This is a genomic window from Brevundimonas sp. (assembly GCF_013912005.1).
GTDB lineage: Bacteria > Pseudomonadota > Alphaproteobacteria > Caulobacterales > Caulobacteraceae > Brevundimonas.
The window spans coordinates 109,194-133,830 of sequence record NZ_JACESB010000003.1 but is presented as its reverse complement, the minus strand read 5'-3'; the positions used below and the strand labels follow the sequence as shown (position 1 = coordinate 133,830).

Below are 24,637 nucleotides of genomic sequence, written 5' to 3'. Positions count from 1 at the left end.
GACGGTGATGACAGGGGGCTCCAGCATGCGGCGCAACTTCTTCCGGACCGGCGGGGCCTCCCTCCTTGCCCTGACCGCGGCGGCGCCCCTGCTGCTGGCCGGTCCTGCGCTGGCCCAGGCCGGACCGGCGTCGCCCATCCCCTATGATGCGCAGCGCGGCGTCTTCACCTTCGCCAGCGGCCTGGAGCGCGCCCTTCCGGCGGTGGTGCAGGTGACCACCCTGGCGCAGTCCGCGGGCCCCAGCTCCGGCGACAACGAGCCCCGGCCGATCTCCGCCGGCTCCGGCGCCATCATCGACGCGCGGGAGGGCATCCTCGTCACCAACAACCACGTGGTCGAGGGCGGGCGGAAGTTCACCGTCGACCTGACCGACGGCCGCATCTTCGACGCGGTGCTGGTGGGGGCCGACAAGGCCACCGACCTGGCGGTGCTGCGCATCGAGAGCGGCGGCGAGAACCTCGGCCTGTCCCAGATCGAGGTGGCGAATTCCGACGCCCTGCGCACCGGCGACCTGTCGTTCGCGGTCGGCTACCCGCTGGGCCTCGACCAGACCCTGACCATGGGCGTGATCTCGGGGCTCGGCCGCTCGGGCATGGGCGACCGGATCGAGGACTACATCCAGACCGACGCGGCGGTGAACTCGGGCAACTCCGGCGGGCCGCTGCTGGACAGCCGGGGCCGGCTGATCGGCGTCAACACCTCGATCCTCTCCGGGGGCGGGGGCGGCAACGACGGCATCGCCTTCGCCGTGCCCAGCCGCATCATGATGTTCGTGGTGCAGCAGCTGCGCACGACCGGCGAGGTCCGCCGCGGCCAGACCGGGGCCATCCTCGGATCGCTCAATCCCGAGCGCGCCCGCGATCTCGAGCTCGGCATCGTGCGCGGGGCGGTGGTCGAGGACGTGGCGCCCGGATCGTCCGCCGAGGCGGCCGGGCTGCGCCGCGGCGACATCATCACCCGCATCCAGAACCGGCCGGTGTCGAACGCCGGCACCGTGGCGGCGACGATCGGCATCGCCGAGCCGGGCTCGACCGTGCCCGTGGTCTATCTGCGGGACGGGCGCGAGGGGCGGACGACCCTCGGCGTCGAGGCGTCCGCGGCGGACGGGCTGAGGATCGGGGCGGAGGCGGCGATGGCGCGGGGCGCCACTGTCCGCACCGCGGCCGAGGGGCTGCAGGTGGCGGCGGTGGAGGGCGGCTCCGCCGCGGCGCAGGCCGGGCTGCAGGCCGGGGATCTGCTGGTGAGCATCGACGGGGCGGCCGTGGCTGCGCCGGGGGACATCCGGGCTCTGGCGGGCGAGGGCGGCCATCGCCTGTCGGTGCGCCGCAACGGCGAGACGGTCGAACTCGACCTGCCCTGACTCCGGACAGCAAAACGCCCGCCGGGCCGGAGGGGGGGAGGAAGGCCTGGCGGGCGTCTCGCTTGGAGGAAGCGTCGACCCGCCGAAGCCCTTGATGGAACGATCCAGGGGGGCTGGGGGGGCTGTTCAGGATCCGGAACCGCTCCGAACTCCAGCGAGCCGACAGAACCCGTGTCGCCCCCCAAGGGGGCGGGCGATGGACCGAACGGAGGCGTTTTCGTGTTCGGAGCGATTTCTTCGCATTGCGGCGTTCGCGACACGGCCGCCGAACGGCACTGGCGCCGGCCGTTCCGTCCCCTAGATTGAACAGATGAGCGACGCCGCCGACGCCCAGCCCCAGGCCGGCCCGGTCTTCTTCGACCGGCGCGAGCTGGACCAGATCCTTCGCGTCTACGGCCGGATGGTCGCCTCGGGGGAATGGCGCGACTACGGCGTCGCCAGCCATCGCGAGCTCGCCGAGTTCGCCGTCTACCGCCGCTCCGGCGACGCGCCCGCCTACCGCATCGAGAAGCGACCCGCCCTGCGCCTGAAGCAGGGCCAGTGGGCGGTGATCGGCGAGGGCGGCGTGGTGCTGCGCCGGGGACGGGACCTGGCCCAGGTGCTGCGCGTCTTCGACAGCCGGCGCTTCTCCGTCGTCGAATAGAAAAAGGGCCCGGATCGCTCCGGGCCCCGCGGGTCGTGTCTCGACCGATCCTAGTTCCGGTTGCCGCCGAAGATGCGCAGCAGGAACAGGAACAGGTTGATGAAGTCGATGAACAGGCTCAGCGCGCCGTAGCTGGTGGCCACGCCGAGCGCGTTCCGGTCGCCGCCGATGGCGTAGTAGGTCATCTTCAGGCGCTGGGTGTCGTAGGCGATCAGGCCCGAGAAGATCAGCACGCCGGCGAAGGTGGTGATCCAGTACAGGGTGCTGGACGCCATGAACATGTTGACGATCGAGGCGATGATCAGGCCGATCACGCCCATGATCAGGAAGGTGCCGATCGGCCCCAGGTCGCGCTTGGTGGTGTAGCCGTACAGGCTCAGCCCGCCGAACGCCGCCGCGGTGATCAGGAAGGTCGAGACGACGCTGCCCTGGGTGTAGAGCAGGAAGATCCAGCCCAGCGAGGCGCCCATCGAGGCGACCACCGCCCAGTACAGCAGGCTCGTGCCGGCCGCGGTCGGGTTCTTCATGAAGAACATGGAGCCGAAGATCAGCACCAGCGGCAGGAACTGCACCACCATCCCGAGGATGGTCATGCTGATGCCGTCCGCGGTCTGGACGTACAGCAGTTGCTGCACCGCCGGCACGTTGCCGACGATCCAGGCCAGGGCGGCGGCGACCACCAGGCCGATGGCCAGCTTGTTGTAGACGCCGAGCATGAAGCTCCGCAGACCCGCGTCGACCGCCATGTCGGCGGTCTGCGGGATGGAATAGCCGTTTCTGAAATCGCTCATCGCGGTTTCGATTCCTCCGTTCGGCCGGGGCATCCCGGCCTTTGGACGCAAATATTGGTCGCGGGCGCGACCTCTGCAAGGAAAACCGGACTTGGGTCGGGACGTTGCGCCCGCTACCAAGGGTCGCATGATCCGGCTGTTCACCGCCCTGTCGATCCCCGAGGACGTGGCCGGGACTCTGGCGCGCCGCCAGAGCGGCCTCCCGGGGGCGCAATGGCGCACGGCGGAGCAGCTGCACGTCACCCTCGCCTTCTACGGGGAGGTGGACGAACGCCGCGCCGAGGACCTGGCGGCCGAGCTCAGCCGCGCGGCGGCGGGCGGGCCTTTCGAGATCGTGCTGTCCGGCGTCGGCGCCTTCGGCGACGGCCACCGCACCCACGCCATCTGGGCCGGTCTCGAGGCCAATGAACGTCTGTCGGTTCTCGCCGGCCGCTGCCGTTCCGCCGGCGAACGCGCGGGCGTGGTCATGGAGCGGCGCGACTACCGCCCGCACGTCACCCTCGCCTATCTCAAGCCGCAGACCAATCCGGACCGGGTGGGCGCCTGGATCACGGGCCACAACCTGCTTCGATCGCCGCCGATCCGCATCGACCGCTTCGGCCTGTTCTCCAGCGAACTGACCCCGGGCGGCAGCCACTATCAGCTTGAAAGGGAGTATCTGCTGTGACCGGACCTGTGCTCCAGACCGAACGCCTGATCCTGCGCCCGATCGCGCTGGAGGACTTCCCGCGCTGGGCGGAGATGATGGCCGATCCCGAGGCGGCGCGCTTCCTCGGCGGCGCGCAGCCGGCGGCGACGGCCTGGCGCGGATTCATGACCATGGCCGGAGCCTGGAGCCTGACCGGCGTCTCGATGTTCTCGGTGATCGAGCGCGACAGCGGCCTCTGGCTGGGCCGGATCGGGCCGTGGCGGCCGCATGACTGGCCCGGGACGGAAGTCGGCTGGGGCCTGCACCCCGAGGCGCAGGGCAAGGGCTACGGCGTCGAGGCGGCCACCGCGGCGATCGACTACGCCTTCGACGTGCTGGGCTGGACCGAGGTCATCCACTGCATCGACCCGGACAACCGGCCCTCCATCCGCCTGGCCGAGCGGGTCGGCTCGCGCAACCAGGGCCCGACCCGGCTGCCGCCGCCGTTCGAACAGCTGCCCATCGATCGCTGGGGCCAGACGCGGGAGGAGTGGCGCGCCCGCCGTGCGGCGGGCCGCCCTTAAGGCGACGCTTTGACCGGCCCCCCCGATCCGCTAGGCAGGACGGGAGGAAACAAAGAGGACGGACATGCGCGTACTGGTTCTGGGCGGCGACGGATTCTGCGGCTGGCCCACGGCGTTGCACCTGTCCGCGCGCGGCTGGGATGTGCTGGTCGTCGACAACCTCAGCCGCCGCAACATCGACAACGAACTCGAGGTCCAGTCGCTGACCCCGATCCGCACCATGGGCGAGCGCCTCGCCGCCTGGCGCGAGATCTCGGGCCGGACCATCGAATTCGTCAACATGACCGTCGGCAAGGAGTTCGACCGGCTGGTCGCCCTGATCCGCGACTGGAAGCCGGACAGCGTGGTGCACTTCGCCGAACAGCGCGCCGCGCCCTATTCGATGAAGTCCGCGCGGCACAAGCTGTACACGGTCGACAACAACCTCAACGCCACCAACCACCTGCTGGCCGCGATCGTCGAGAGCGGGCGCGACGTGCACCTCGCCCACCTCGGCACCATGGGCGTCTACGGCTACACCACCGCCGGACTGCGGATTCCGGAAGGCTATCTGAAGGTCACCGTCGACACGGACCACGGCCCGACCGAGCAGGAGATCCTGTTCCCGCCGAACCCGGGCTCGATCTACCACATGACCAAGACCCAGGACGCCCTGCTGTTCCAGTTCTACGCCCGGAACGACGGCCTCCGGATCACCGACCTGCACCAGGGCATCGTCTGGGGGACCCAGACGGAGGAGACCCGCCAGGACGAGCGGCTGATCAACCGCTTCGACTACGACGGCGACTACGGCACGGTGCTGAACCGGTTCCTGATGCAGGCGGCGGTCGGCTATCCGCTGACGGTCCACGGCACCGGCGGCCAGACCCGCGCCTTCATCCACATCCAGGACACGGTGCGCTGCGTCGAGCTGGCGCTGAAGAACCCGCCGAAGTCCGGCGAGCGGGTCAAGATTCTCAACCAGATGACCGAGAGCCGCCGCGTCCGCGATCTCGCCGGCCTGATCTCGGAGATGACCGGGGTCGAGGTGCACAATGTGCCGAACCCGCGCCAGGAAGCCGACGAGAACGAGCTGGTGGTGGCCAACGACCAGTTCCGCGACCTCGGGCTGAAGCCGATCACCCTGCAGCAGGGCCTGCTGGACGAGGTCACCGAGATCGCCCGCCGCTATGCGGATCGCGCCGACCTGTCCAAGGTGCCGTGCGTCTCCAGCTGGAACAGCAAGCGCGCCGAGGCCCTGAAGACCGAGCCGGCGGCGATCGCATCGGTGACCGCGGCGGCCCATGTGCGCTCGGCCTGAGGCGCGATGACCGGATCCTCCGCGACTGTGTCCCTGCTGGTCTTCGGCGGCGGCTGGCTGGGCCGCGCCGCCGCCCGCGAGGCGATCCGGCGCGGCGGGCGGGCGACGCTGACCAGCCGCGACCCCCTCCGGCGCGAGGCGCTGACGGCCGAGGGGCTTGCGGCCGTCGACCCCGACGACGAGGGGGCGCTGGACCGGGCCGTCGCGGACGCCGCGGCCATCCTCGTCACGGCGCCTCCGGGGCCGGCGGGCTGTCCGGGGCTCCAGCGTCTGGCTCCCGCGATCACCCGGACCGGGGCCTGGACGGACTGGATCGGCTATGTCTCCTCGACCGCCGTCTACGGCGACCGCGCCGGCGGCTGGGCCTTCGAGGACGATCCGCTGAACGCCGCCTCCCTGGAGGGCGCCCGCCGCGTGCGGGCCGAGCGGGACTGGCTCGACGCCGGCCGGGGCATGGGCCTGACGGTGCAGATCTTCCGCCTGCCGGCCCTGTACGGCCCCGGCCGTTCGCCGCTCGACCGGCTGCGCGACGGCACGGCGCGGATCGTGCGCAAGCCCGGCCAGGTCTTCAACCGCATCCACGCCGAGGACGCGGTCGCCGGCTTCTTCGCCTCCATGGCCCGGCCACATCCGGGCCGCGCCTACACCCTGTGCGACGACGAGCCGGCCCCGGCCGATGTGGTCATCGAGGGCGCCGCCCGGCGGCTGGGCCTGCCGAATCCGCCGGAGGTCTCGCTGGACGACCCCTCGGTCAGCGACGCCATGCGCCGCTTCTACCGCGACTCCAAGCGCCTCTCGAACGCCCGGGCCAAGGCCGAACTGGGCTGGCGACCGCGCTATCCGAGCTGGCGCGAGGGGCTGGAGGCGATGCTGGCTGGTGAGCGGGAGTTAGTGAATAGTGAGTAGTGAATAGTGAATAGTGAATAGTGAATAGTGAATAGTGAATAGTGAGTAGAAGGGGGTGGGAAGTTTCAATCCCAAGCGGCCGACAACATGGTCGGCGCCTTTCGGAACCAACTGCTACTCACTACTCACTATTCACTACTCACTATTCACTACTCACCATTCACTACCCGCCACCCCGCCCGCCAGCTCAGAACGGCAGGATGTTCCGCTGGCGGCTGTAGGCCATGGTGCCGACGTTGGCGCCGAGGCGCAGGCCCACGCCGGTGCGGATCGGGGCCAGGACGATGCCGTCGGCGCGCTGGTAGTTCACGCCGAGGCCGCCGACCAGATAGGCCGAGCCCTCCACGCCGGGGTAGCGGCGATAGATCATGTCGGGGTGGTAGAGGCCGTAGACCAGGGTGAAGACCCGGCTGCCGTTGCCGCCGACGTCCCAGCCGATGGAGATGCCCTGCCAGAACACCTCCTGCGAGGCGGACAGGTCCTTCATGTGCAGGGCCCCGCGGCCGTAGCGCAGGCCGACGCCGACCGCGCCTGCGGCCTCCTCGCCGGCGATGTAGGCGGTCGGCCGGTCGCCCTGGTCGGCGAAGATGCGTTCGATGGCCCCGCCGATGGCCTCGGCGGCGATGCCCAGCTCGCGCGAGCCGGCGGCGATCAGTTCGTCTGCGGTGTAGGCCGGGGCGGTCTGGTCGGAGCGGATCGGATAGTTGGGATCGGCCGGTCCGTTCGAGGCGCAGGCGGACAGGCCCGACACGCCGGCGCTGGCGGCGAGGCCCGAAAGGATCATCTGGCGGCGGTGCATGCTCTGGCTCCGAAGGCGGCGCGGCCGACTCGCGCGGCCGCTGCCGTCAGACTCGCGGTTCTTTGAGTCAGCCTTGCGGCGGCAAGGTTAACCCGATCTTACCGGCGGCAAGCCCGCCGGTCCTAACGCCGAAGGCTTGCGCCGAGCTTGCCGGCGGCCGCGACGATGCGCCCGGACAGCGCCTCGATCTCGGCCTCGGTCAGGGTGGCCTCGCGCGGCTGCACGACCACCTCCAGCGCCACCGACTTCCTGCCTTCGGGCACCCCGGCGCCGCGGTAGACGTCGAACACCCGGACCTCGGCGATCAGGGCCTTGTCGGCTCCGGCCACGGCGCGGACGAGGTCGCCCGCCGGCTTGCCGTCCTCGATCACGAAGGCGAAGTCGCGGGTCAGCGGCATCAGCGTCGGCAGCTGGGCCGCGCCGCGCGTCTTGCCCGCCTTGCCGCGGGGCTCCGGCACGGCGTCGAGCACGATCTCGAAAGCCAGCATCGGGCCGTCGGCGTCCAGCGCCTTCAGCGCCCGCGGGTGCAGGGCGCCGAACTCGGCCATCACGTTCTTCGGCCCCAGCTGCAGCCGGGCGGAGCGGCCCGGGTGCCACCAGTCGCGGTTCTGGCCCTGGACCAGCTGCAGCGAGGCGACGGGCGCGCCCAGCTCCTCCAGCAGCGCCATCAGGTCGCCCTTCAGCGCGAACAGGGCGTCCTCCGCGGACCCGCCCCAGTGCCGGGGTCCCCGCGGGGCGACGAGGGCGGAGATCGTCGTCCGTTGGCCGGCGGGGCTGTCGTCGAGATAGATCGGGCCGATCTCGAACAGGGCCACGTCGGGATGGCCGCGAGCGGCGTTGCGCGCCGCCGCCTCGATGAGGTTGGGCAGGGCCGAGGGCCGCATGCAGTCGAGGTCGGCGGCGATCGGGTTCTCGAGCGCCAGGCGCTCGCTTCCGCCGCCGAACAGCGCCGCCGTCGACCGTTTCGTGAACGACCAGGTCACCGCCTCCGCATAGCCCAGCGCGGCCAGGGCGCGGCGGGCGGTCCGCACCCGCGCCTGCCGCGGATTGAGCACGCCCTTCGCCGGGGCGCCGAGGTCGGGCAGGGGCGTCGACGGCAGTTCGCCGTAGCCCTCGATGCGGGCGATCTCCTCGACGAGATCGGCCGGGCCCTCCACGTCGCGCCGCCACGAGGGCGGGGTCACCGTCCACGGGGTTCCCCGCACGACCTCGAAGCCGAGCCGGGCGAGGATCCCGGCGACGCGGTCGTCACTCAGCGACAGGCCGGTCAGGGCGCCGACGCGGCCCGGGTCGAAGGCGACGGCGGCCGGGTCGGCGGGCGCCTCGCCCGCCACCACGATCTCCGACGGCTCGCCGCCGCACAGGTCGAGGATCAGCCGGGTGGCCAGCTCGAGCCCCGGAACGACCGAGGCGGGATCGACTCCCCGCGCGAAACGGTACTGGGCGTCGGAATTGATCGTCAGGACCCGCCCGGTCTGGGCGGTGACCAGCGGGTCGAACCAGGCGCTCTCGATGAAGACGTCGACGGTCTCGTCCGAGCAGCCGGTGGACTCGCCGCCCATCACGCCGCCCAGCCCGATCGGCCGTTCGCCGCCCGCATCGGCGATGACGCACATCGAGGGGTCGAGGGCGTAGGTCCTGCCGTCGAGCGCGATCAGGTTCTCGGGCGTGCCGGCCGCGATGTGCTCGGCGCCCTCCGACACCTGACCGCCGCGGACGACGATTTCGGATCCGACCAGCTTCGCCATGTCGTAGACGTGGAGCGGGCGCGCCCGGTCCCAGGAGATCAGGTTGGTCACGTCGACCAGGCGGTTGATCGGCCTGAGGCCGATCGCCGTCAGCCGGTGCTGCAGCCAGGCCGGGGAGGGGCCGTTCCGGACGCCGCGGATCAGCCGGCCGGCGAACACCGGGCACATTTCCGGCGCCTCGAGGCGCACCGAAACCGGGCAGGGGAAGGTTCCGGCCACCGGCTCGATGGCCGGCGTCTTCAGCGTTCCCACGCCCGCCGCCGCGAGGTCCCGCGCGATGCCGGCGACGCCCAGCCAGTCGGCCCGGTTGGGGGTGACCTCGAAGTCGATGACCGGCTCGGCCCCGAACACGCCCGCCGCCGGCTGGCCGACCTGCAGGTCGTCAGACAGTTCGAGGATGCCGTCGCTCTCCGCGGACAGCTGCAGCTCGGCGGCCGAGCAGAGCATGCCGTGCGAGACGACCCCGCGCACCGGCTTTTCGACCAGGGTGACGCCGAGCCCCGGCACGAAGGCGCCGATGGGCGCATAGATCGTCGTCAGGCCCGCGCGCGCGTTCGGCGCGCCGCAGACGATTTCCTTCAGGCCGTCCACCGTTTCGACCTGGCAGACCTGCAGCCGGTCGGCGTTTGGATGGCGCGCGGCCGAGACGATCCTCGCCACCGTGAACGGCGCCAGCGCCGCCACCGGGTCGTGGACCTCCTCGACCTCGAGCCCGGCCATGGTCATGGCGTCGGCCACGGCGGCGGCTTCCGCCGTCGTGTCGAGATGTTCCTTCAGCCAGGAGAGGGTGAACTTCACGCGCGCGGCTCCCCGACCACCTGGTGGAACTGCTTGAGAAAGGCCTCGGCCCCCGTGAAGCCCACCATGTAGAAGGCGCAGTTCCGGAACACGCAGTTCTCCACCGGGATCGCGCCCACCACCTTGCGGGGGCCGACCGGGGCGAGCAGCAGGTTGCGCACGTCTCCGCCGGCCTCTCCCATGTTGCAGGCCGAGAAGGTGTTGCCGTTGAGGGCGAGCAGCACCGCCGGGCCCTCGAACCGGCACCCTTCGAACGTCTTGCCGACGATCTTCGGCGCCCCCCGCCGCATGTGTTCGGCGAACAACTGGGGCAGCCAGATGTGGCGGTCGGCGTACACGGGGCCGTCGCCCAGCGGCTCGAGCGGAGGGAGGGGAGAAAGCTCGGTCATGATCAGCTCAGGCCGCTGGCGGAGTTGGGAGCGGCGAAGGCGGAGAAGCCGTAGTGGGCCAGCCACCGGGTGTCGGCCTCGAACATCGGGCGCAGGTCGGGGATGCCGTACTTCAGCATGGCCAGGCGATCCACGCCCATGCCGAAGGCGAAGCCCTGGTACTCGTCCGGATCGAGGCCGCAGTTGCGGAGCACTTTCGGATGCACCATCCCGCAGCCGAGGATCTCCATCCAGCTGTCGCCCTGGTTCAGCTTCAGCTCGCCGCCGGAGCGGTCGCAGCGGATGTCCATCTCGGCCGACGGCTCGGTGAACGGGAAGTGGTGCGGCCGGAAGCGGGCGTCGACGTCGTCGACCTCGAAGAAGCGGGCGACGAAGGTCTCCAGCGTCCACTTCAGGTGGCCCATGTGGACGCCCCGGTCGATCACCAGCCCCTCGACCTGGTGGAACATCGGGGTGTGGGTGGCGTCGGAGTCCTTCCGGAAGGTCCGGCCCGGCGCGATGATCCGGATCGGCGGCGTCTGCGACATCATGGTGCGCACCTGCACCGGGCTGGTGTGGGTGCGCAGCACCTTGCGCTCGCCGGTCTCCGGATCGGGCCGCAGGAAGAAGGTGTCGTGCATCTCCCGCGCCGGGTGCTTGGGCGGGAAGTTCAGGGCGGTGAAGTTGTGGAAGTCGTCCTCGATGTCCGGGCCTTCCGCCACCGCGAAGCCCATGTCGGCGAAGATGGCGATCATCTCGTCCATCACCTGCATGGTCGGGTGCACGCCGCCCTTGCGGCGCGGCCGCGCCGGCAGGCTCAGGTCGACGTGTTCGGCCTTCAGCCGCGCGTCCAGCTCGGCGGCCTCCAGCTCGGCCTTTCTCGCCGCCAGCGCCGCCGAGACCCGGTCGCGCAGGCCGTTGATCATCGGGCCCCGCTCGCGCCGCTCCTCGGGGCTCATCGCGCCCATGCCCTTGAGCAGGCCGGAGATCGAGCCCTGCTTGCCGAGCGCCGCGACGCGCAGTTCCTCGACGGCGGCGGCGGTCTCCGCCGCCCCTATGGCGTTGATCAGGTCGAGTTCGAGCTGGGCGAGGTCGGTCATGTCGGCTGTCGTCTAGCGGCTGCGGCGGAAAGCAAAAAGCCCCCCGGCGCGCGCCGGGGGGCTTTTGCGTCTTCCGTCGCCGGAAAAGCTTACGCCAGGGCGGCGCGGACCTTGTCGGCGACCGCCTTGAAGGCGGCCTCGTCGGCGGCCATGGCGGCGAGCACCTTGCGGTCCAGCTCGATGCCGGCCTTGCCCAGGCCGTGGATGAACTGGCTGTAGGTGAAGCCTTCCAGGCGGGCGGCGGCGTTGATGCGCTGGATCCACAGGGCGCGGAAGTTGCGCTTCTTGGTGCGGCGGTCGCGGTAGGCGTATTGCCCGGCGCGGTCCACCGCGGCCTTGGCGGCGCGGATGGTGTTCTTGCGACGGCCGTAGAAGCCCTTCGCCTGCTTCAGGACCTTCTTGTGCTTGGCGTGGGAGGTCACGCCGCGGGTCACACGAGCCATATCTCTATTCCTTCAAACTGGATGATCTGTCCGGAGCGCGCGCCGATCAGGCGTACGGCATGTAGGACTTGATCTTCTTGGCGTCGGCGTCCGACATCACCGCGGTGCCGCGGTTCTGGCGGATGTACTTCGAGTTGTGGCTGATCAGCCGGTGGCGCTTGCCCGCCACGCCGGCCTTGACCTTGCCGCTCGCCGTCAGTTTGAAGCGCTTCTTGGCGCCCGACTTCGTCTTCAGTTTCGGCATTTCATCTCCTTTGCCGGGTGCTGGACCCGGAGTTCAAAGACCGCCCAGGCATGCCTGTTCGCCCGGCGGTCCGGTACGCGAAGGCGCGGCTTCTAGTCGAAGCGGGGCGCAAAGGCAAGCCGGATCAGGCCGGAGAGGCCTCGGCCGCCTCGTCGGCCTGGCGCTTGCGGAAGGCCCGGCCCGCGTTGATCGCCAGCACCGCCGCCGGCACGGTCAGGGCGGCCCCGACCAGGAAGGGCCAGTCGTGGCCGAGGACGGAATACAGGGTTCCCGCCGCGATCGGGCCGAAGATGCGGGCGATCGACCCTGAGGCCATGTTGAGCCCCAGCATCGCCCCCTGCCGGTCGGCCGGCGTCGAGCGGCTGATCAGGGCCGAAACATTGGGCATGGCCAGCGACATGCCGGCCGCGCCCACGGCCATGACGATCGGGACGATCCAGCCCTGCACCACCGGCACGGTCCAGAGGCCGACATCCAGCGACGCGGCCGGAAACCACGCCACCGGCGCCAGCACCTGGGCCACGAGCGAACTCCCGAACAGCAGCATGCCGAAGGCCAGCACCGGCGCCTCGCCGAAGCGTCGCGCCAGCCGGCCGGCGAAGAAGCCCTGGTTCAGCGTCGAGACGATGCCGACGATCATGAAGGCCAGCCCCACCTCCCGGGCGTCCCAGCCGTAACGGTCGCCGGCCCAGAGGCCGAACACGCTCTCCATGGCCGAGAAGCCGGCCATGTAGACGAGGGTGACCAGCAGCACCCGCGACACCACCGGGTTGGCGCGGGCGTCGTGCAGACCCGCGAGGAAGCGCGTGCGCGGGGCGGCCGGGTCGGCCTTCGCCCGGCTCTCGCGCAGGAAGATGATCACCCCGACCGCGGCCAGCGCGGCCAGGCCCGCCGCGGTGAAGATGGGCAGCTGATAGCCCAGCCGGCCCAGCTGGGGCTGGGTCAGCAGTCCTCCGAGCCCGGGACCGACGATGAAACCGAGGCCGAAGGCGGCGCCGATCAGCCCCATCCGGCCGGCCCGCTTCTCGGGCGGGGTCACGTCGGCGACATAGCCCTGCACCGTCGAGATGTTTCCGGCGCCCAGGCCGGTGAACAGCCGCACGGCGATGGCCAGCCAGATGTTCGGCGCGAAGGCCAGGGCCAGATAGCCGACCGCGTTGGCGGCCAGGGTGATGAGCAGCACCGGCTTCCGGCCGACGCGGTCCGAGAGGCGGCCCCAGAAGGGCTCGGCGAAGAACTGGCCCAACGAATAGGCCGAGAACATCAGGGTGATCTGCCAGGCCGCCGCGTCGAGGCTCCGGGCGAAGAAGGGCAGCAGCGGCACCACGAGGCCGAAGCCCACCAGATTGATGAACACCACCGAGAACAGCACGGCCAGCGCCGGCGCCTGGGGCTTGGACGGGGACGGCGCGGCGGGGGGGAGCATGAGGCCAGCTTAGCCGCGAACGACGACGCCGGAAACGAAAACGCCCCGGTCGTGTCCGACCGGGGCGTTGTCTTCACGGGATCGATCCGCCGCCTACCTGGGCGCCAGGATCATGATCATCTGCCGGCCTTCCATGCGCGGCGCGTACTCGACCTTGGCCACTTCGTCGAAGTCGGCCTGGACCTTGTTGAGCAGCTTCATGCCCAGTTCGGGGTGGGCCATCTCGCGGCCGCGGAAGCGCAGGGTGACCTTGACCTTGTCGCCTTCCTCGAAGAAGCGCGTCATCGCCCGGGCCTTCACGTCGTAGTCGTGCTGGTCGATGTTCGGCCGGAGCTTGATCTCCTTCAGTTCGACGACCTTCTGCCGCTTGCGGGCCTCGGCCTTCTTTTTCTGCTCCTGGAAACGGAACTTGCCGTAGTCGAGGATCTTGGCCACCGGCGGATCGGCCGTGGCCACGATCTCCACCAGGTCCAGCCCGGCCTCCTCGGCGGCCTCGAGGGCGGCGGAGGTGGGCATGACCCCCTGCTTCTCGCCGTGCTGGTCGATGAGCAGCACGCGGGGGGCGCGGATTTCCTGGTTCATACGCGGCCCGTCCTTCACGGGCGGCGCTTGCATGGGACGGCGAATGGGCGTCGTTTCCTTATGTGGTCGGGACTGGCGTGTTCTGACGAGGCGAAGCGCGCGACGGATCGCGGCGTTCCCCTCGGCCGCTATATGACCGCGAAAGGCCCGTTCTTCAAGGCTGCGCGGGGTCGCGGGCCCCGATGAAGCCGTCGTGGAGGTCGATGACGGCGGAAAAGACACGCTCGACGGTGAGGTCCTCGATGGGGGCGAACTGGCCGCGCGTTCCGTTCGAGGCGACCGTGCGGGTCCGCGGGCCCCAGGGACCGTACAGCCACCACTCCGTCGGCCCGAACAGGCCGAGCGTCGGCCGTCCCAGCGCCGCGGCGACGTGCATCAGTCCGGAATCGTTGCCGACGAACAGCGCCGCCCGGTCGATCGCGGCGGCCGAGGCGAGGATGTCGCCCTTGCCGACGAAGTCGATGGCCCGGGGGCCGGCGGTTTCCAGCGCCGGGGTCGCCGGCGGGCGGTCGCCCGGTCCGCCGACCGGCATGAAGCGCCAGCCGGCGAAACGCGGCTCGGCCATCAGCCGTTCGACCAGTTCGCCCCAGCGGTCAGCCGGCCAGCTCTTGCCCGGCTGGTGCGCGATGGGCGCGAGGGCGAGAATCGGACCCGGACCTGCGCCCTCGCCCAGTTGCGGGTCGATCACCGCCGCCGCCTCGGCCCGGGCGCGGTCGTCGAGGAAAATCTCCGGCTCCAGCGGGGTTTCCGACCCCATCAGGCGCGAGACCATCTCCACCTTGCGCAGGCCGGTCTCCCACGAGCGATTGTAGACGACCCGTCGACGGGCCGGGACGAGATAGCTGAGCGCCGAGCCGCGGATGTCGACGACCATCTCCCAGCGGGTTCCGACCGCCTGCTTCCACAGGTCGAGCCAGTGTCCGGCCAGCTTCTTCTTGTCGAGGATGATGACCCGCTCCACGCCCGGCGCCGAGCGGAAGAAGGGCGCCGGCGGCCGTCCGCAGGCGACCGTGATCCGCGCGCCCGGAACCTGCCGTGAAATCTCGCGGATCACTCCCGAGGAGATCACGCAGTCGCCGATGCGGTTGGAGGTGACGAACAGGACCTTCTTGTCGGACACGCGGATCGGCCTTCGCTTCCCAGGAGCGGGTTGGCTATCAGTCCCGGAGCGATTTCGCGAGAGGAACGGCATGGAAGAGATCGAACGCCTGACCCGGCCTGACGGCGAAACCCTGGCCTTGAGGCGGGTCCAGGGAGGCGGTCCCACGGTGCTCTGGATCGGCGGCTTTCGCTCGGACATGGAAGGAACCAAGGCGCTGGCGCTGGACGCGGCGGCCCGCGAACGGGGCTGGAGTTATGTCCGCTACGACCATTTCGCCCACGGCGCGTCCTCGGGCGAATGGCGGCGGGCGACCATCGGGCGCTGGCGCGAGGACGCGATCGCCCTCGTCGACAGTCTTGAGGGGCCCGTCGTTCCCGTCGGCTCCTCGATGGGCGGCTGGATCGCCCTGCTGCTCGCCCTCGCGCGACCGCAGAGGATCGCCGGGCTGGTGCTGGTCAACCCGGCCCCGGACTTCACGGAGCGGCTGATGTGGCCGGGCCTGCCCGACCATCAGCGACAGGCCATCCTCCGCGACGGCGAGGCGCTGATGCACGAGGAGGGGCTCGGCGAATACGTGTTGACCCGGCGGATGTTCGAGGAGGCCCGGGACTGGCTGGTGCTCGACGCCCCCGTTACGCTCGGCGCGCCGACCCACATCCTGCAGGGACGGGCGGACGCGGTCGTGCCCTGGCGCCACGCCGCCCTGCTGGCGGAGCGGCTGACGGGGGGAGATGTGCGGCTGGACCTGATCGAGGGCGGCGATCATCGTCTGTCCGCCCCCGCCCAGTTGGCCCGCCTCGTCGCGGCGGTTGAAAGCGTCCGCCGTTGGGCGTCTACTGGCGCGGGGGGAGCAGAAGGAGATTTCGATGCGTAGTCTTGTCCTGTGCGCCCCGGTCGCCCTGGCGCTCGCCGTTTCGGCGTGCGCCACCGCCCCCGGAACCTCGCCGACCTACGGCGAGCGTCTGCAGGCCCTCGCCGATTCCTGCCGCGAGCGGGGCGGCATTCTCGTGAGCCGGCCCGACGGGCGGATGACGGGGCAGCCCGAGACCGACCACGTCTGCAACATCAGCGGCGGCGGCACACGCATCCCGCGCGACTGATATTCAGGGTTGCATGTCGGACGCCGTTGAGCCCATGCTCCTTCAGGAGGAGCCCAGCCATGCGCGTCACTGTCTTCACTGTCGCCGTCCTGTGCCTTTGTCTCACCGCCTGCGCCACCGCCGTCCCCACGGCGGGGACGTCTGATCGGTTCGAAGCCGAGGCGAGAGACTGCAGCCGACGAGGCGGCGCCATGGTGCCCGTGTTCGAGGGCTATGGGGCCAGGCAAGGCTATATCTGCAACGGCGCGGGGGGCCTGGGCTACCCGTCGCTTCCGCTCAGAGAAGCGCGCTGATCGCAGCCCGCGCCGCCTCGCCGAGGTCCGGTCGCTTGAGCGCCAGCGCCACGTTGGCGCGAAGCAGGCCGATCTTGTCGCCGCAGTCGTGGGTCACGCCCTCGTACTCGACGGCGGTGAACATCTGATCCTGCATCAGCCGCGCCATCCCGTCGGTCAGCTGGATCTCGCCGCCGGCGCCGCGCTCGGTCTTCTCGAGGATGCCGAAGATCTCCGGCTGCAGGATGTAGCGGCCCGAGATTGACAGGTTGGACGGCGCCTCGCCGCGCGGCGGCTTCTCGACCATGCCCTTCATCCGGATACGGTTTCCGTCCCGGGCTTCCGGATCGACGATGCCGTACTTGTGGGTCAGGTCGTGCGGCACCTGCTCCACGCCGATGACGTTGCCGCCCACCTCGGCGTAGACGTCCGCCAGCTGCTTCAGCGCGCCCGGCTGGGCGTCGACGATGACGTCCGGCAGGATCACGGCGAACGGCTCGTCGCCGATGATGTCGCGGGCGCACCAGACGGCGTGACCCAGCCCCTTGGGCTGCATCTGGCGGGTGAAGCTCATCTCGCCGGCCTGGGCCAGCTCGCCGTTCATCATCTCGAGGATGTCGGTCTTGCCCTTGGCCTCCAGCTGGGCCTCCAGCTCGACCTGGTGGTCGAAATAGTCCTCGATGGCCTGCTTGGCCCGGCCGGTGACGAAGACGATGTGCTCGATGCCCGCCTCCCGGGCCTCCTCGACGATGTAGCTGAGGATCGGCCGGTCGACGACGTTGAGCAGCTCCTTGGGCGTGGTCTTGGTGCCGGGCAGCACCCGGGTGCCGAGGCCGGCGACGGGCAACACGGCCTTGCGGAGGCGACGGTTGAAAGCGGTCATGCAGGTTCCTGGACGGCGAAGCTCGGCGACCCTAACGCATCCCGGACCGGAAGCGATCACTCCACCGTGACGGATTTCGCCAGATTCCGCGGCTGGTCCACGTCGGTGCCCTTCTCGACCGCAGTGTAGTAGGCCAGCAGCTGCACCGGAATGGCGTAGACCAGCGGCGCGATCAGCGGGTGGCAGTCCGGCGCGTCGACCCGCCGAATCCCGGCGCCGTGCGGATCGGGCGCATCCTTCGGGGCGATCATGATCACCGGACCGCCGCGGGCGGCGACCTCCTGGAGGTTGGACGCGGTCTTTTCGTAGACCTCGTCCAGGGGCGCCAGGGCGATGATCGGCGTCAGCTCGTCGACGAGGGCGATGGGGCCGTGCTTGAGCTCGCCCGCGGCGTAGCCCTCGGCGTGGATGTAGCTGATCTCCTTCAGCTTCAGCGCCCCCTCCATGGCCAGGGGGAACATCGCCCCGCGACCCAGGAAGAGCACGTCCCGGGCCTTGGAGAGGTCGTGCGCGATCTGCCGGATGGCTCCGTCCATCTGCACGGCCTCGGCGATCAGGCGCGGAGCCTCGAACAGGGCCTTGACCAGTTCGCCCTCGGTCACCGGGTCGATGCGGCCCCGCTGCACGCCGGCGGCGACCGCCAGGGCGAGCAGGGCGGCGACCTGGGCCGTGAAGGCCTTGGTCGAGGCTACCCCGATCTCGGGGCCGGCGTGCGTCGGCCAGACCACCGAGGCTTCCCGCGCCATCGAGGACGAGTGCACGTTGACCAGGGCGGCGGTCTTCAGCCCGCGCGCCTTGCACCAGCTCAGGCTGGCGAGGGTGTCGGCGGTCTCGCCCGACTGGCTGACGGCGACGGCCAGGGCGCCGGGGACGACGGCCGGGTTGCGGTAGCGGAACTCCGAGGCGATCTCGACGTCGCACGGCAGACCGGCCAGCCGCTCGAAGGCGTAGCGCCCGATCTGGCCGGCATAGAAGGCGGTGCCGCATGCCACGATCTGCAGCCGCTCGACCTCCGCGAAATCGATCTCACCGGGCTTCACCCGGCCGTTCACGAAGTCGAGGTAGTGGGACAGGGTGTGCTGGACGCTGTCCGGCTGCTCGTGGATCTCCTTCTCCATGAAGTGCCGGTACTCGCCCTTCTCGACGAGGGCCGACGAGGCCGAGACCTGCACGATCGGGCGCTCCACGGCCGCGCCGTCGGCGTCGAACATGCGGGCGCCCGCGCGATCGACGGCGACGAAATCGCCTTCCTCGAGGTAGCTGATCTTCTGGGTGAACGGCCCGACCGCCAGGGCGTCGGAGCCGAGATACATTTCGCCATCGCCCCAGCCGACCACCAGGGGGCTGCCGCGCCGCGCGCCCATGATCAACCCGTCCTCGCCCTCGATCAGCACGGCCAGCGCATAGGCGCCGGTCAGCCGGTCGAGCACGGTCTTGAAGGCCGCGACGGGATCGTTGCCGCCGTCCAGCGCCCGGTCGAGCAGGTGGGCGACCACCTCGGTGTCGGTCTGGCTCTCGAAAACCCGCCCCTCGACGGCCAGTTCGGCCTTCAGCTCGGCGAAGTTCTCGATGATGCCGTTGTGCACCAGCGTCACGCGGCCCGCCCGGTGCGGGTGGGCGTTCTCGGTGGTCGGCGCGCCATGGGTGGCCCAGCGGGTGTGGCCGATGCCGATCGTCGACTCCAGCGGGTCGGCCGCCAGCACCGCTTCCAGTTCGCGGATCTTGCCCTTGGCGCGGCGGCGCTCGGTGCGCCCGTTGACCAGCGCGGCGACGCCGGCGGAGTCATAGCCCCGATACTCGAGCCGTTTCAGGCTGTCGATCAGCCGGGGAACCGCAGGGCCGGTCCCGGTGACGCCGATGATGCCGCACATGTGTTCTTCCTCAGTCCGGACGGACTGGCGCCGGGCGCCCGCTCCCGCGAGTGTTCCGGCGCCGCGTCCCCTCCCGCGGGGTTTAGGTGATTGACGCGCGGATTGGCATCTGAAAAGCCGTTTCGCAAGGTTACGCTTGCAGCGACAGGGACTTACAACGTGGGCGAGAGACGTTATTTCGGCACCGACGGCATCCGCGGGCGGGCCAACGCCCACCCGATGACGGCCGAGGTCGCCCTGCGCGTGGGCCTGGCCGCCGGCCGGATGTTCATGTCCTCGGACGACCGCCGCCACCTCGTGGTGATCGGCAAGGACACCCGCCTGTCCGGCTATATGATCGAGCCCGCCCTGGTCGCCGGCTTCTCCGCCGCCGGCATGGACGTGCGCACCTTCGGGCCGCTTCCGACCCCGGGGGTGGCGATGATGACGCGGTCCATGCGCGCCGACATCGGGGTGATGATCTCGGCCTCGCACAACTCCTACCTCGACAACGGCATCAAGCTGTTCGGGCCGGACGGCTACAAGCTCTCGGACGCGGTCGAACTGAAGATCGAGTCGATGATGGACCAGGCGCTCGACGCGGACCTGGCGCCGCCGGACGCGCTGGGCCGGGTCAAGCGCATCGACGACGCCCAGGCGCGGTATGTGGAGATCGCCAAGGCCAGCTTCCCCAAGGGGCTCAGCCTGCAGGGCCTGCGGATCGCCGTCGATTGCGCCAATGGCGCCGGCTACAAGGTCGCCCCGACCACCCTCTACGAACTGGGCGCCGAGGTGTGCGCCGTCGGCGTCGACCCCAATGGCCTGAACATCAACGCGGAGTGCGGCTCCACCCATCCGGACGCCCTGGCCGAGGCCGTCCGCATGTACCGGGCGGACATCGGCATCGCGCTGGACGGGGACGCTGACCGGGTGATCATCTGCGACGAGAAGGGCCAGATCGTCGACGGCGACCAGATCATGGCCATGGTCGCGCTCGACTGGGCCCGGCGCGGAATGCTCAAGGGCGGCGGCCTCGTCGCGACGGTGATGTCCAACCTCGGGCTGGAGCGCCGGCTGCAGGCCGAGGGCCTGACGCTGGAGCGGACGAAGGTCGGCGACCGCTACGTCATGGAGCGCATGCGCGAGAAGGGCTTCAACCTCGGCGGCGAACAGTCGGGCCACATCATCCTGCACGACTACGCCACCACCGGAGACGGGCTGATGTCGGCCCTGCAGGTGCTGGCGGTTCTGGTCGAGAGCGGCCGCCCGATGAGCGAGCTGGCCAGACAGTTCGACAAGGTGCCGCAGCGGCTGGAGAACGTCCGCTACAGCGCCGGCAAGCCGCTGGAGAACGAGGCGGTGAAGGCCGCCATCGCCGAGGCCGAGGCCCGCCTCGCCGGCGTCGGCCGCCTGCTGGTCCGCCCCTCCGGCACCGAGCGGCTGATCCGCGTCATGGCCGAGGGCGACGACGAGGCGCTGGTGAAGGCGGTGGTGGACGACGTCGCGGCGGCGGTGAAGGCGGCGGGGTAGGGCGGCTCGACCCGGCCGCCGTCGGGGCGCAGGCTGTGCGGATGATTCCCGCTCCCGCTCCGGCCGACCGGCGGTCCCGCGCGGCCTCCGCCCGGGCCCTGCTGCCGGGACTGCTGCTGTGCGCGGCGGTCACCGGCGCCGCGCTGGCCGTCGAGGCCCTGGAGCTGCGGTGGCTCGGCCGCGGGTGGCTCGACGCCGTGGTGCTGGCCATCGTCATCGGCGCGGTGATCCGCAGCCTCTGGACCCCGCCTGCCGCGCTCCGTCCCGGCATCGCCTTCAGCGCCCGCACCCTGCTGGAGATCGCCGTCGTCCTGCTCGGCGCCTCGATCAGCGCCGCGACCATCCTCGCCATCGGCCCGGGGCTGCTCCTCGGGACGATCGCCGTCGTCGCCGTCGCCATTATGGCGTCGTACGGCCTCGGACGGCTGCTGCGCCTGCCGCGCCGGATGGCGATGCTGGTGGCCTGCGGCAACGGAATCTGCGGCAACTCGGCCATCGTCGCCGTCGCGCCCGTGATCGACGCCGAACCCGAGGAGGTGACCGCCGCTATCGCCTTCACCGCGGTCCTCGGCGTCGCGGTGGTGCTGCTGCTGCCGCTGCTGGCGGTCGCGCTGGAGATGTCGGAGCTGCCCTACGGCGTCGTCGCCGGCCTGACCGTCTACGCCGTCCCCCAGGTGCTGGCCGCGACGATGCCGATCGGAACGCTGGCCACCCAGACCGGAACCCTGATCAAGCTCGTGCGCGTGCTGATGCTGGGGCCGGTGGTGCTGGCGCTGTCCCTGGCCGTCGCGGCGCGGGCGGGGCAGGGCGGCCCGGGCGGCGCCCTCCGGCGTCTGCGCGCCGTGCCCCTCGGCCGCCTTGTCCCGTGGTTCATCATCGGCTTCCTGCTGATGATGGCGGCCCGCTCGTTCGGTCTGATCCCCGCCGCCGCCCTGCCGCCGATGGGGCAGGCCGCCACCGCCCTGACGGTGGTTTCCATGGCCGCCCTCGGGCTGAGCACCGACGCCCGCGCGGTGGCGCGATCCGGCCCGCGCATCGCCGTGGCGGTCACCCTGTCGCTGCTCGTCCTGCTGGGCCTGGCGCTCGGCCTGGTCTCGCTGCTCGGCGTCGGCTGACGCGCCTCAGATCTCCTGGTTGTAGGCGCCGATCTCGGGATAGTTCGCCAGCCGGGGCTTCACCTCGTCGCGGAAAAGGGCGCGCATGTCGTCTTCCGACCGCATGCTCTCCACGACGACCACCAGCTCCGGCTTGTTGGACGAGGCGCGCACCAGCACCCACGAGCCGTCCTCGAGATGCACCCGCACCCCGTTCACGGTGATCGCCTCGACGATCTTCCGGCCGAGGATCTCGCCGCCCGAGGCCGCGAGGTCCTCGTACTCCTTCACGATCCGCTCCAGCACCTCGTACTTGAGCTCGTCGTCGCAGTGCGGGCTCATGGTCAGGCTGGTCCAGGCGTCCGGCAGGGCCGCCTTCAGCTCGCTCAGCTTCTTGCCCGGGTTGCGGTCCAGCATGGCCAGCACCGCGCCGGCGGCGACGATGCCGTCGTCGTAGCCATGGCCCAGCGGCCCGGCCATGAAGAAGTGCCCCGACTTCTCGAACCCGGCCAGGGCTCCGACCTCGGCGGTCTTGCGCTTGATGTACGAGTGCCCGGTCTTCCAGTAGACCGTCTCGGCCCCGTTCGCCTTCAGCACCTCGTCCGTCTTGTAGAGCCCGGTCGACTTCACATCGACGACAAAGGTCGAGTTCGGGTGCAGCTTCGACAGGTCGCGGGCCAGCATCAGGCCGATCTTGTCGGCGAAGATCTCCTCGCCGGTGTCGTCGACCACGCCGCAGCGGTCGCCGTCGCCGTCGAAGCCCAGCGCCAGGTCGGCGCCGGTCTCGCGCACCTTCGCCGCCATCTGGACCAGCATGGCGTGGTCCTCGGGGTTCGGGTTGTACTTCGGGAAGGTGTAGTCGAGCTCGGCGTCCATCTCGATCACCTCGGCGCCCATCCGGCGCAGGGCCTCGGGCGCGAAGGCTCCGGCCGTGCCGTTGCCGCAGGCGGCCACCACCCGGATCGGCCGGCCCAGCTTCACCCCCTTGCTGACCTCCTCGAGGTAGCGTTCCCGGAAGTCCTCGACCCGGGTCAGGGTCCCGCCGCCGCGGGCCACGCCCTCGCCGCCCAGCACGATGTCCTTCAGCCGGCCGATCTCGTCGGGGCCGAAGGTCAGCGGCGGGTTGGCCCCCATCTTGACGCCGGTCCAGCCGTTCTCGTTGTGGCTGGCGGTGACCATGGCCACGCAGGGCGCCTCGAGGGCGAACTGGGCGAAGTAGGCCATCGGCGACAGGGCCAGCCCGACGTCCAGCACCTCCATGCCGCCTTCGAGCAGGCCGAGCGTCAGCGCCTGCTTCACCGACAGGGAATAGGAGCGGAAGTCGTGGCCCACCACGATGCGCGGCGTCTGGCCGATCTCGTGGATGTAGGTCGCCAGCCCCAGCCCCAGCGCCTGGACGCCGAGGAGGTTGATCTCCTTCTCGAGGATCCACCGCGCGTCGTACTCCCGGAAGCCCGTGGCCTTGACCAGCGGCGTGGTCTCGTAGGCGGCGGTGTTCGGGCGAAGGTCGGCGCGGGGCTTCTGCATGGGAGGTCCTGGTTTGCCGGGGCGTTACGGCCAAGCTGGTCGCGCTTCTTGCCCCCTCTGGTTCCGAGCCGCAACAACGCACGGGCTGCGGCGAAGCTCCCGGGAACCCGCGGCCCCGCCGAAGCTTGACCCTTCCGGACCCCCGGCCTACCCCGTCGCGGGTCGCTCACGGAGACCCGCATGCCCCGACTGATCCTGCTGCGCCACGGCCAGAGCCAGTGGAACCTGGAGAACCGCTTCACCGGCTGGGTCGACGTCGACCTGACCGCCGAGGGCGAGGCCCAGGCGCGGCGCGGCGGCGAGCTGATCGCGGAGGCGGGCTTCCGGCCGGACGTGATGTTCACCTCGGTGCTGACCCGGGCGAAGCGCACCGGGGCGCTGGCGCTGGACTCCGCCGGGCTGAAGGACGTGCCGGTGGTCGAGGACTGGCGTCTGAACGAGCGCCACTACGGCGGCCTCACCGGGCTGAACAAGGCCGAGACCGCCGAGAAGCACGGGGCGGACCAGGTGAAGATCTGGCGGCGCAGCTACGACGTGCCGCCGCCGCCGCTGGCCGCCGGGGGCGAGTACGATTTCGCCGCCGATCCGCGCTACGCCGGCCAGGCCATCCCGGACACCGAGAGCCTGAAGACCACCCTCGACCGGGTGCAGCCCTACTGGGACAGCGATATCGCGCCGCGGCTGAAGGCCGGCGAGAACGTGCTGATCGCCGCCCACGGCAACTCGTTGCGCGCCATCGTCAAGCTGCTGTTCCGGGTGCCCGACGACGCCATCGTCGGCGTCGAGATCCCGACCGGCAATCCGCTGGAGATCGATCTCGACAGCGAGCTGCGGCCGACCGCCGCCCGCTATCTCGACGCGGACCGGGCCCAGCCCCTGCCGCCGCCGCCGGAGGGCTGAGATGGCCTCGCCGAAGCAGGAATCCGACGACATCCGCTTCATGGGCCGGGCCATCGCCCTGGCCCGCGGCCGCATGGGCCAGACTTGGCCCAACCCGGCCGTCGGCTGCGTGCTGGTCCGCGACGGGGCCATCGTCGCCGAGGCGGCCACGGCGCCGGGCGGCCGTCCGCACGCCGAGGAGCAGGCGGTCCCCGCCGCCGGCGAGCAGGCCCGGGGCGCCACCGCCTACGTCACCATGGAGCCGTGCGGCGCCCGCTCCTCCGGCCGCACCTCCTGCTCGCACTTCCTGATCGAGGCCGGGGTCGCCCGCGTGGTGGTGGCCGCCGTCGACCCGTCGCCCTTCGCCTCGGGTCGCGGGGTGGAGCGGCTGCGGAAGGCGGGGCTTGAGGTCGAGACGGGCCTGCTCGCCCAGGAAGCCGCGGTCCTGTACGAGGGCTACCTCCACCGCGTGGAGACGGGCCGCCCGATGGTCCGGATCAGCGACGACGGCGACGGTTTCGACGCCCGCTTCGCGGCCTCGCCGAAGGCGGATCTGGCCACCGAGCTGAAGCGTCTGGGCGAGGCCGGCTATACCCGGGTCTGGGTAGGCCCCGGGGAGCTGGCGGACACGCTGCGCGAACAGGGTCTGCTGACGCTCTGAGAACGCTTCCTTAAGCGCC

At 70.7% G+C, this 24,637-nt stretch carries 25 protein-coding genes; 12 read left to right on the top strand and 13 right to left on the bottom strand.

Features of this window, described 5'->3' with window-relative positions; all coding sequences use genetic code 11:
- Nucleotides 1–7 precede the first annotated feature (7 nt).
- Both H2038_RS03760 and H2038_RS03755 read left to right on the top strand, forming a co-directional pair.
- Nucleotides 8–1,360 (top strand): trypsin-like peptidase domain-containing protein, encoded by a 1,353-nt coding sequence (locus H2038_RS03760; protein WP_292109307.1) that lies wholly within the window; start codon nt 8–10, stop codon nt 1,358–1,360.
- A gap of 310 nt (nt 1,361–1,670) precedes the next feature.
- Nucleotides 1,671–2,003, top strand: coding sequence for a DUF2794 domain-containing protein (locus tag H2038_RS03755; protein ID WP_292109305.1), 333 nt, complete (start codon nt 1,671–1,673; stop codon nt 2,001–2,003).
- 50 nt (nt 2,004–2,053) lie between these two features.
- On the opposite strand, the gene H2038_RS03750 is transcribed toward H2038_RS03755, so the two are convergent.
- Nucleotides 2,054–2,794 carry a Bax inhibitor-1/YccA family protein gene (locus tag H2038_RS03750; RefSeq protein ID WP_292109303.1) on the bottom strand — a complete coding sequence of 247 codons (741 nt, stop codon included), beginning with the start codon at nt 2,792–2,794 and terminating at the stop codon, nt 2,054–2,056.
- A 127-nt stretch (nt 2,795–2,921) separates the two neighbouring features.
- On the opposite strand from H2038_RS03750, the gene thpR reads away from it, so the two are divergent.
- The 4 genes from thpR (at nt 2,922) to H2038_RS03730 (ending at nt 6,212) form a co-directional block, all read left to right on the top strand.
- Nucleotides 2,922–3,461 (top strand): RNA 2',3'-cyclic phosphodiesterase, encoded by a 540-nt coding sequence (gene thpR / locus H2038_RS03745; RefSeq protein ID WP_292109301.1) that lies wholly within the window; start codon nt 2,922–2,924, stop codon nt 3,459–3,461.
- Nucleotides 3,458–4,006 (top strand): GNAT family N-acetyltransferase, encoded by a 549-nt coding sequence (locus tag H2038_RS03740; RefSeq protein WP_292109299.1) that lies wholly within the window; start codon nt 3,458–3,460, stop codon nt 4,004–4,006. Before thpR ends, H2038_RS03740 begins: the two co-directional genes overlap by 4 nt.
- 64 nt (nt 4,007–4,070) lie before the next feature.
- Nucleotides 4,071–5,306, top strand: a complete 1,236-nt coding sequence (locus tag H2038_RS03735; RefSeq protein WP_292109297.1) for an NAD-dependent epimerase/dehydratase family protein — start codon at nt 4,071–4,073, stop codon at nt 5,304–5,306.
- A 6-nt stretch (nt 5,307–5,312) separates the two neighbouring features.
- On the top strand, nt 5,313–6,212 hold the full coding sequence (locus tag H2038_RS03730; RefSeq protein ID WP_292109295.1) for an NAD-dependent epimerase/dehydratase family protein: 900 nt from the start codon (nt 5,313–5,315) through the stop codon (nt 6,210–6,212).
- A 187-nt stretch (nt 6,213–6,399) separates the two neighbouring features.
- On the opposite strand, the gene H2038_RS03725 is transcribed toward H2038_RS03730, so the two are convergent.
- The 9 genes from H2038_RS03725 to H2038_RS03685 form a co-directional block, all read right to left on the bottom strand.
- The gene (locus H2038_RS03725) at nt 6,400–7,011 is read right to left on the bottom strand and encodes a DUF1134 domain-containing protein (protein ID WP_292109292.1); all 612 of its coding nucleotides are present in this window, start codon (nt 7,009–7,011) and stop codon (nt 6,400–6,402) included.
- Between the two features lie 122 nt (nt 7,012–7,133).
- Nucleotides 7,134–9,557 (bottom strand): phenylalanine--tRNA ligase subunit beta, encoded by a 2,424-nt coding sequence (pheT, locus tag H2038_RS03720; protein ID WP_292109290.1) that lies wholly within the window; start codon nt 9,555–9,557, stop codon nt 7,134–7,136.
- On the bottom strand, nt 9,554–9,946 hold the full coding sequence (locus H2038_RS03715) for a hypothetical protein (RefSeq protein ID WP_292109288.1): 393 nt from the start codon (nt 9,944–9,946) through the stop codon (nt 9,554–9,556). Before H2038_RS03715 ends, pheT begins: the two co-directional genes overlap by 4 nt.
- Nucleotides 9,947–9,948: 2 nt before the next feature.
- The gene (gene pheS, locus H2038_RS03710) at nt 9,949–11,025 is read right to left on the bottom strand and encodes a phenylalanine--tRNA ligase subunit alpha (protein WP_292109286.1); all 1,077 of its coding nucleotides are present in this window, start codon (nt 11,023–11,025) and stop codon (nt 9,949–9,951) included.
- Nucleotides 11,026–11,114: 89 nt separating this feature from the next.
- Nucleotides 11,115–11,468 (bottom strand): 50S ribosomal protein L20, encoded by a 354-nt coding sequence (rplT, locus tag H2038_RS03705; protein WP_092306375.1) that lies wholly within the window; start codon nt 11,466–11,468, stop codon nt 11,115–11,117.
- A 46-nt stretch (nt 11,469–11,514) separates the two neighbouring features.
- A complete protein-coding gene (gene rpmI, locus H2038_RS03700; RefSeq protein ID WP_092306373.1) occupies nt 11,515–11,712 on the bottom strand; it encodes a 50S ribosomal protein L35 in 198 nt (65 codons plus the stop codon).
- A gap of 124 nt (nt 11,713–11,836) precedes the next feature.
- The gene (locus H2038_RS03695) at nt 11,837–13,138 is read right to left on the bottom strand and encodes an MFS transporter (RefSeq protein WP_292109281.1); all 1,302 of its coding nucleotides are present in this window, start codon (nt 13,136–13,138) and stop codon (nt 11,837–11,839) included.
- 93 nt (nt 13,139–13,231) lie between these two features.
- A complete protein-coding gene (gene infC / locus H2038_RS03690; protein ID WP_292109279.1) occupies nt 13,232–13,753 on the bottom strand; it encodes a translation initiation factor IF-3 in 522 nt (173 codons plus the stop codon).
- A gap of 121 nt (nt 13,754–13,874) precedes the next feature.
- Nucleotides 13,875–14,840 (bottom strand): glycosyltransferase family 9 protein, encoded by a 966-nt coding sequence (locus tag H2038_RS03685; RefSeq protein ID WP_292109277.1) that lies wholly within the window; start codon nt 14,838–14,840, stop codon nt 13,875–13,877.
- 70 nt (nt 14,841–14,910) lie between these two features.
- On the opposite strand from H2038_RS03685, the gene H2038_RS03680 reads away from it, so the two are divergent.
- Together H2038_RS03680 and H2038_RS03675 are read left to right on the top strand one after the other, a co-directional pair.
- Nucleotides 14,911–15,696: an alpha/beta hydrolase gene (locus H2038_RS03680; protein ID WP_292109275.1), complete on the top strand. Its 786-nt coding sequence runs from the start codon at nt 14,911–14,913 to the stop codon at nt 15,694–15,696.
- Nucleotides 15,689–15,922 (top strand): hypothetical protein, encoded by a 234-nt coding sequence (locus tag H2038_RS03675; protein ID WP_292109273.1) that lies wholly within the window; start codon nt 15,689–15,691, stop codon nt 15,920–15,922. The genes H2038_RS03680 and H2038_RS03675 overlap by 8 nt, the downstream gene beginning before the upstream one ends.
- Before the next feature lie 276 nt (nt 15,923–16,198).
- Here H2038_RS03675 and galU read toward each other — a convergent pair whose 3' ends face one another.
- Complete coding sequence (galU, locus tag H2038_RS03670) at nt 16,199–17,077, bottom strand: UTP--glucose-1-phosphate uridylyltransferase GalU (RefSeq protein WP_292109272.1); 879 nt, start codon at nt 17,075–17,077, stop codon at nt 16,199–16,201.
- 56 nt (nt 17,078–17,133) lie between these two features.
- Nucleotides 17,134–18,948 carry a glutamine--fructose-6-phosphate transaminase (isomerizing) gene (gene glmS, locus H2038_RS03665; RefSeq protein ID WP_292109270.1) on the bottom strand — a complete coding sequence of 605 codons (1,815 nt, stop codon included), beginning with the start codon at nt 18,946–18,948 and terminating at the stop codon, nt 17,134–17,136.
- Nucleotides 18,949–19,107: 159 nt separating this feature from the next.
- On the opposite strand from glmS, the gene glmM reads away from it, so the two are divergent.
- Together glmM and H2038_RS03655 are read left to right on the top strand one after the other, a co-directional pair.
- Nucleotides 19,108–20,457: a phosphoglucosamine mutase gene (glmM, locus tag H2038_RS03660; protein ID WP_292109268.1), complete on the top strand. Its 1,350-nt coding sequence runs from the start codon at nt 19,108–19,110 to the stop codon at nt 20,455–20,457.
- A gap of 41 nt (nt 20,458–20,498) precedes the next feature.
- On the top strand, nt 20,499–21,572 hold the full coding sequence (locus H2038_RS03655; RefSeq protein WP_292109266.1) for a putative sulfate exporter family transporter: 1,074 nt from the start codon (nt 20,499–20,501) through the stop codon (nt 21,570–21,572).
- Between the two features lie 6 nt (nt 21,573–21,578).
- Here H2038_RS03655 and H2038_RS03650 read toward each other — a convergent pair whose 3' ends face one another.
- The gene (locus tag H2038_RS03650; protein WP_292109265.1) at nt 21,579–23,078 is read right to left on the bottom strand and encodes a phosphomannomutase/phosphoglucomutase; all 1,500 of its coding nucleotides are present in this window, start codon (nt 23,076–23,078) and stop codon (nt 21,579–21,581) included.
- A 180-nt stretch (nt 23,079–23,258) separates the two neighbouring features.
- Here H2038_RS03650 and gpmA point away from each other — a divergent pair, with 180 nt between their 5' ends.
- Both gpmA and ribD read left to right on the top strand, forming a co-directional pair.
- Nucleotides 23,259–23,978: a 2,3-diphosphoglycerate-dependent phosphoglycerate mutase gene (gene gpmA / locus H2038_RS03645; RefSeq protein ID WP_292109263.1), complete on the top strand. Its 720-nt coding sequence runs from the start codon at nt 23,259–23,261 to the stop codon at nt 23,976–23,978.
- A 1-nt stretch (nt 23,979) separates the two neighbouring features.
- Nucleotides 23,980–24,618, top strand: coding sequence for a bifunctional diaminohydroxyphosphoribosylaminopyrimidine deaminase/5-amino-6-(5-phosphoribosylamino)uracil reductase RibD (ribD, locus tag H2038_RS03640; RefSeq protein WP_292109262.1), 639 nt, complete (start codon nt 23,980–23,982; stop codon nt 24,616–24,618).
- Nucleotides 24,619–24,637: the final 19 nt, after the last annotated feature.

Bases quoted from the DNA above. Each gene is read 5' to 3' on its own strand.
- H2038_RS03760 (WP_292109307.1), top strand. From the start codon at position 8: ATGACAGGGGGCTCCAGCATGCGGCGCAACTTCTTCCGGACCGGCGGG.
- H2038_RS03755 (WP_292109305.1), top strand. From the start codon at position 1,671: ATGAGCGACGCCGCCGACGCCCAGCCCCAGGCCGGCCCGGTCTTCTTC.
- H2038_RS03750 (WP_292109303.1), bottom strand. From the start codon at position 2,794: ATGAGCGATTTCAGAAACGGCTATTCCATCCCGCAGACCGCCGACATG.
- thpR (WP_292109301.1), top strand. From the start codon at position 2,922: ATGATCCGGCTGTTCACCGCCCTGTCGATCCCCGAGGACGTGGCCGGG.
- H2038_RS03735 (WP_292109297.1), top strand. From the start codon at position 4,071: ATGCGCGTACTGGTTCTGGGCGGCGACGGATTCTGCGGCTGGCCCACG.
- H2038_RS03730 (WP_292109295.1), top strand. From the start codon at position 5,313: ATGACCGGATCCTCCGCGACTGTGTCCCTGCTGGTCTTCGGCGGCGGC.
- H2038_RS03725 (WP_292109292.1), bottom strand. From the start codon at position 7,011: ATGCACCGCCGCCAGATGATCCTTTCGGGCCTCGCCGCCAGCGCCGGC.
- H2038_RS03715 (WP_292109288.1), bottom strand. From the start codon at position 9,946: ATGACCGAGCTTTCTCCCCTCCCTCCGCTCGAGCCGCTGGGCGACGGC.
- pheS (WP_292109286.1), bottom strand. From the start codon at position 11,025: ATGACCGACCTCGCCCAGCTCGAACTCGACCTGATCAACGCCATAGGG.
- rplT (WP_092306375.1), bottom strand. From the start codon at position 11,468: ATGGCTCGTGTGACCCGCGGCGTGACCTCCCACGCCAAGCACAAGAAG.
- rpmI (WP_092306373.1), bottom strand. From the start codon at position 11,712: ATGCCGAAACTGAAGACGAAGTCGGGCGCCAAGAAGCGCTTCAAACTG.
- H2038_RS03695 (WP_292109281.1), bottom strand. From the start codon at position 13,138: ATGCTCCCCCCCGCCGCGCCGTCCCCGTCCAAGCCCCAGGCGCCGGCG.
- infC (WP_292109279.1), bottom strand. From the start codon at position 13,753: ATGCAAGCGCCGCCCGTGAAGGACGGGCCGCGTATGAACCAGGAAATC.
- H2038_RS03680 (WP_292109275.1), top strand. From the start codon at position 14,911: ATGGAAGAGATCGAACGCCTGACCCGGCCTGACGGCGAAACCCTGGCC.
- H2038_RS03675 (WP_292109273.1), top strand. From the start codon at position 15,689: ATGCGTAGTCTTGTCCTGTGCGCCCCGGTCGCCCTGGCGCTCGCCGTT.
- galU (WP_292109272.1), bottom strand. From the start codon at position 17,077: ATGACCGCTTTCAACCGTCGCCTCCGCAAGGCCGTGTTGCCCGTCGCC.
- glmS (WP_292109270.1), bottom strand. From the start codon at position 18,948: ATGTGCGGCATCATCGGCGTCACCGGGACCGGCCCTGCGGTTCCCCGG.
- H2038_RS03655 (WP_292109266.1), top strand. From the start codon at position 20,499: ATGATTCCCGCTCCCGCTCCGGCCGACCGGCGGTCCCGCGCGGCCTCC.
- H2038_RS03650 (WP_292109265.1), bottom strand. From the start codon at position 23,078: ATGCAGAAGCCCCGCGCCGACCTTCGCCCGAACACCGCCGCCTACGAG.
- gpmA (WP_292109263.1), top strand. From the start codon at position 23,259: ATGCCCCGACTGATCCTGCTGCGCCACGGCCAGAGCCAGTGGAACCTG.
- ribD (WP_292109262.1), top strand. From the start codon at position 23,980: ATGGCCTCGCCGAAGCAGGAATCCGACGACATCCGCTTCATGGGCCGG.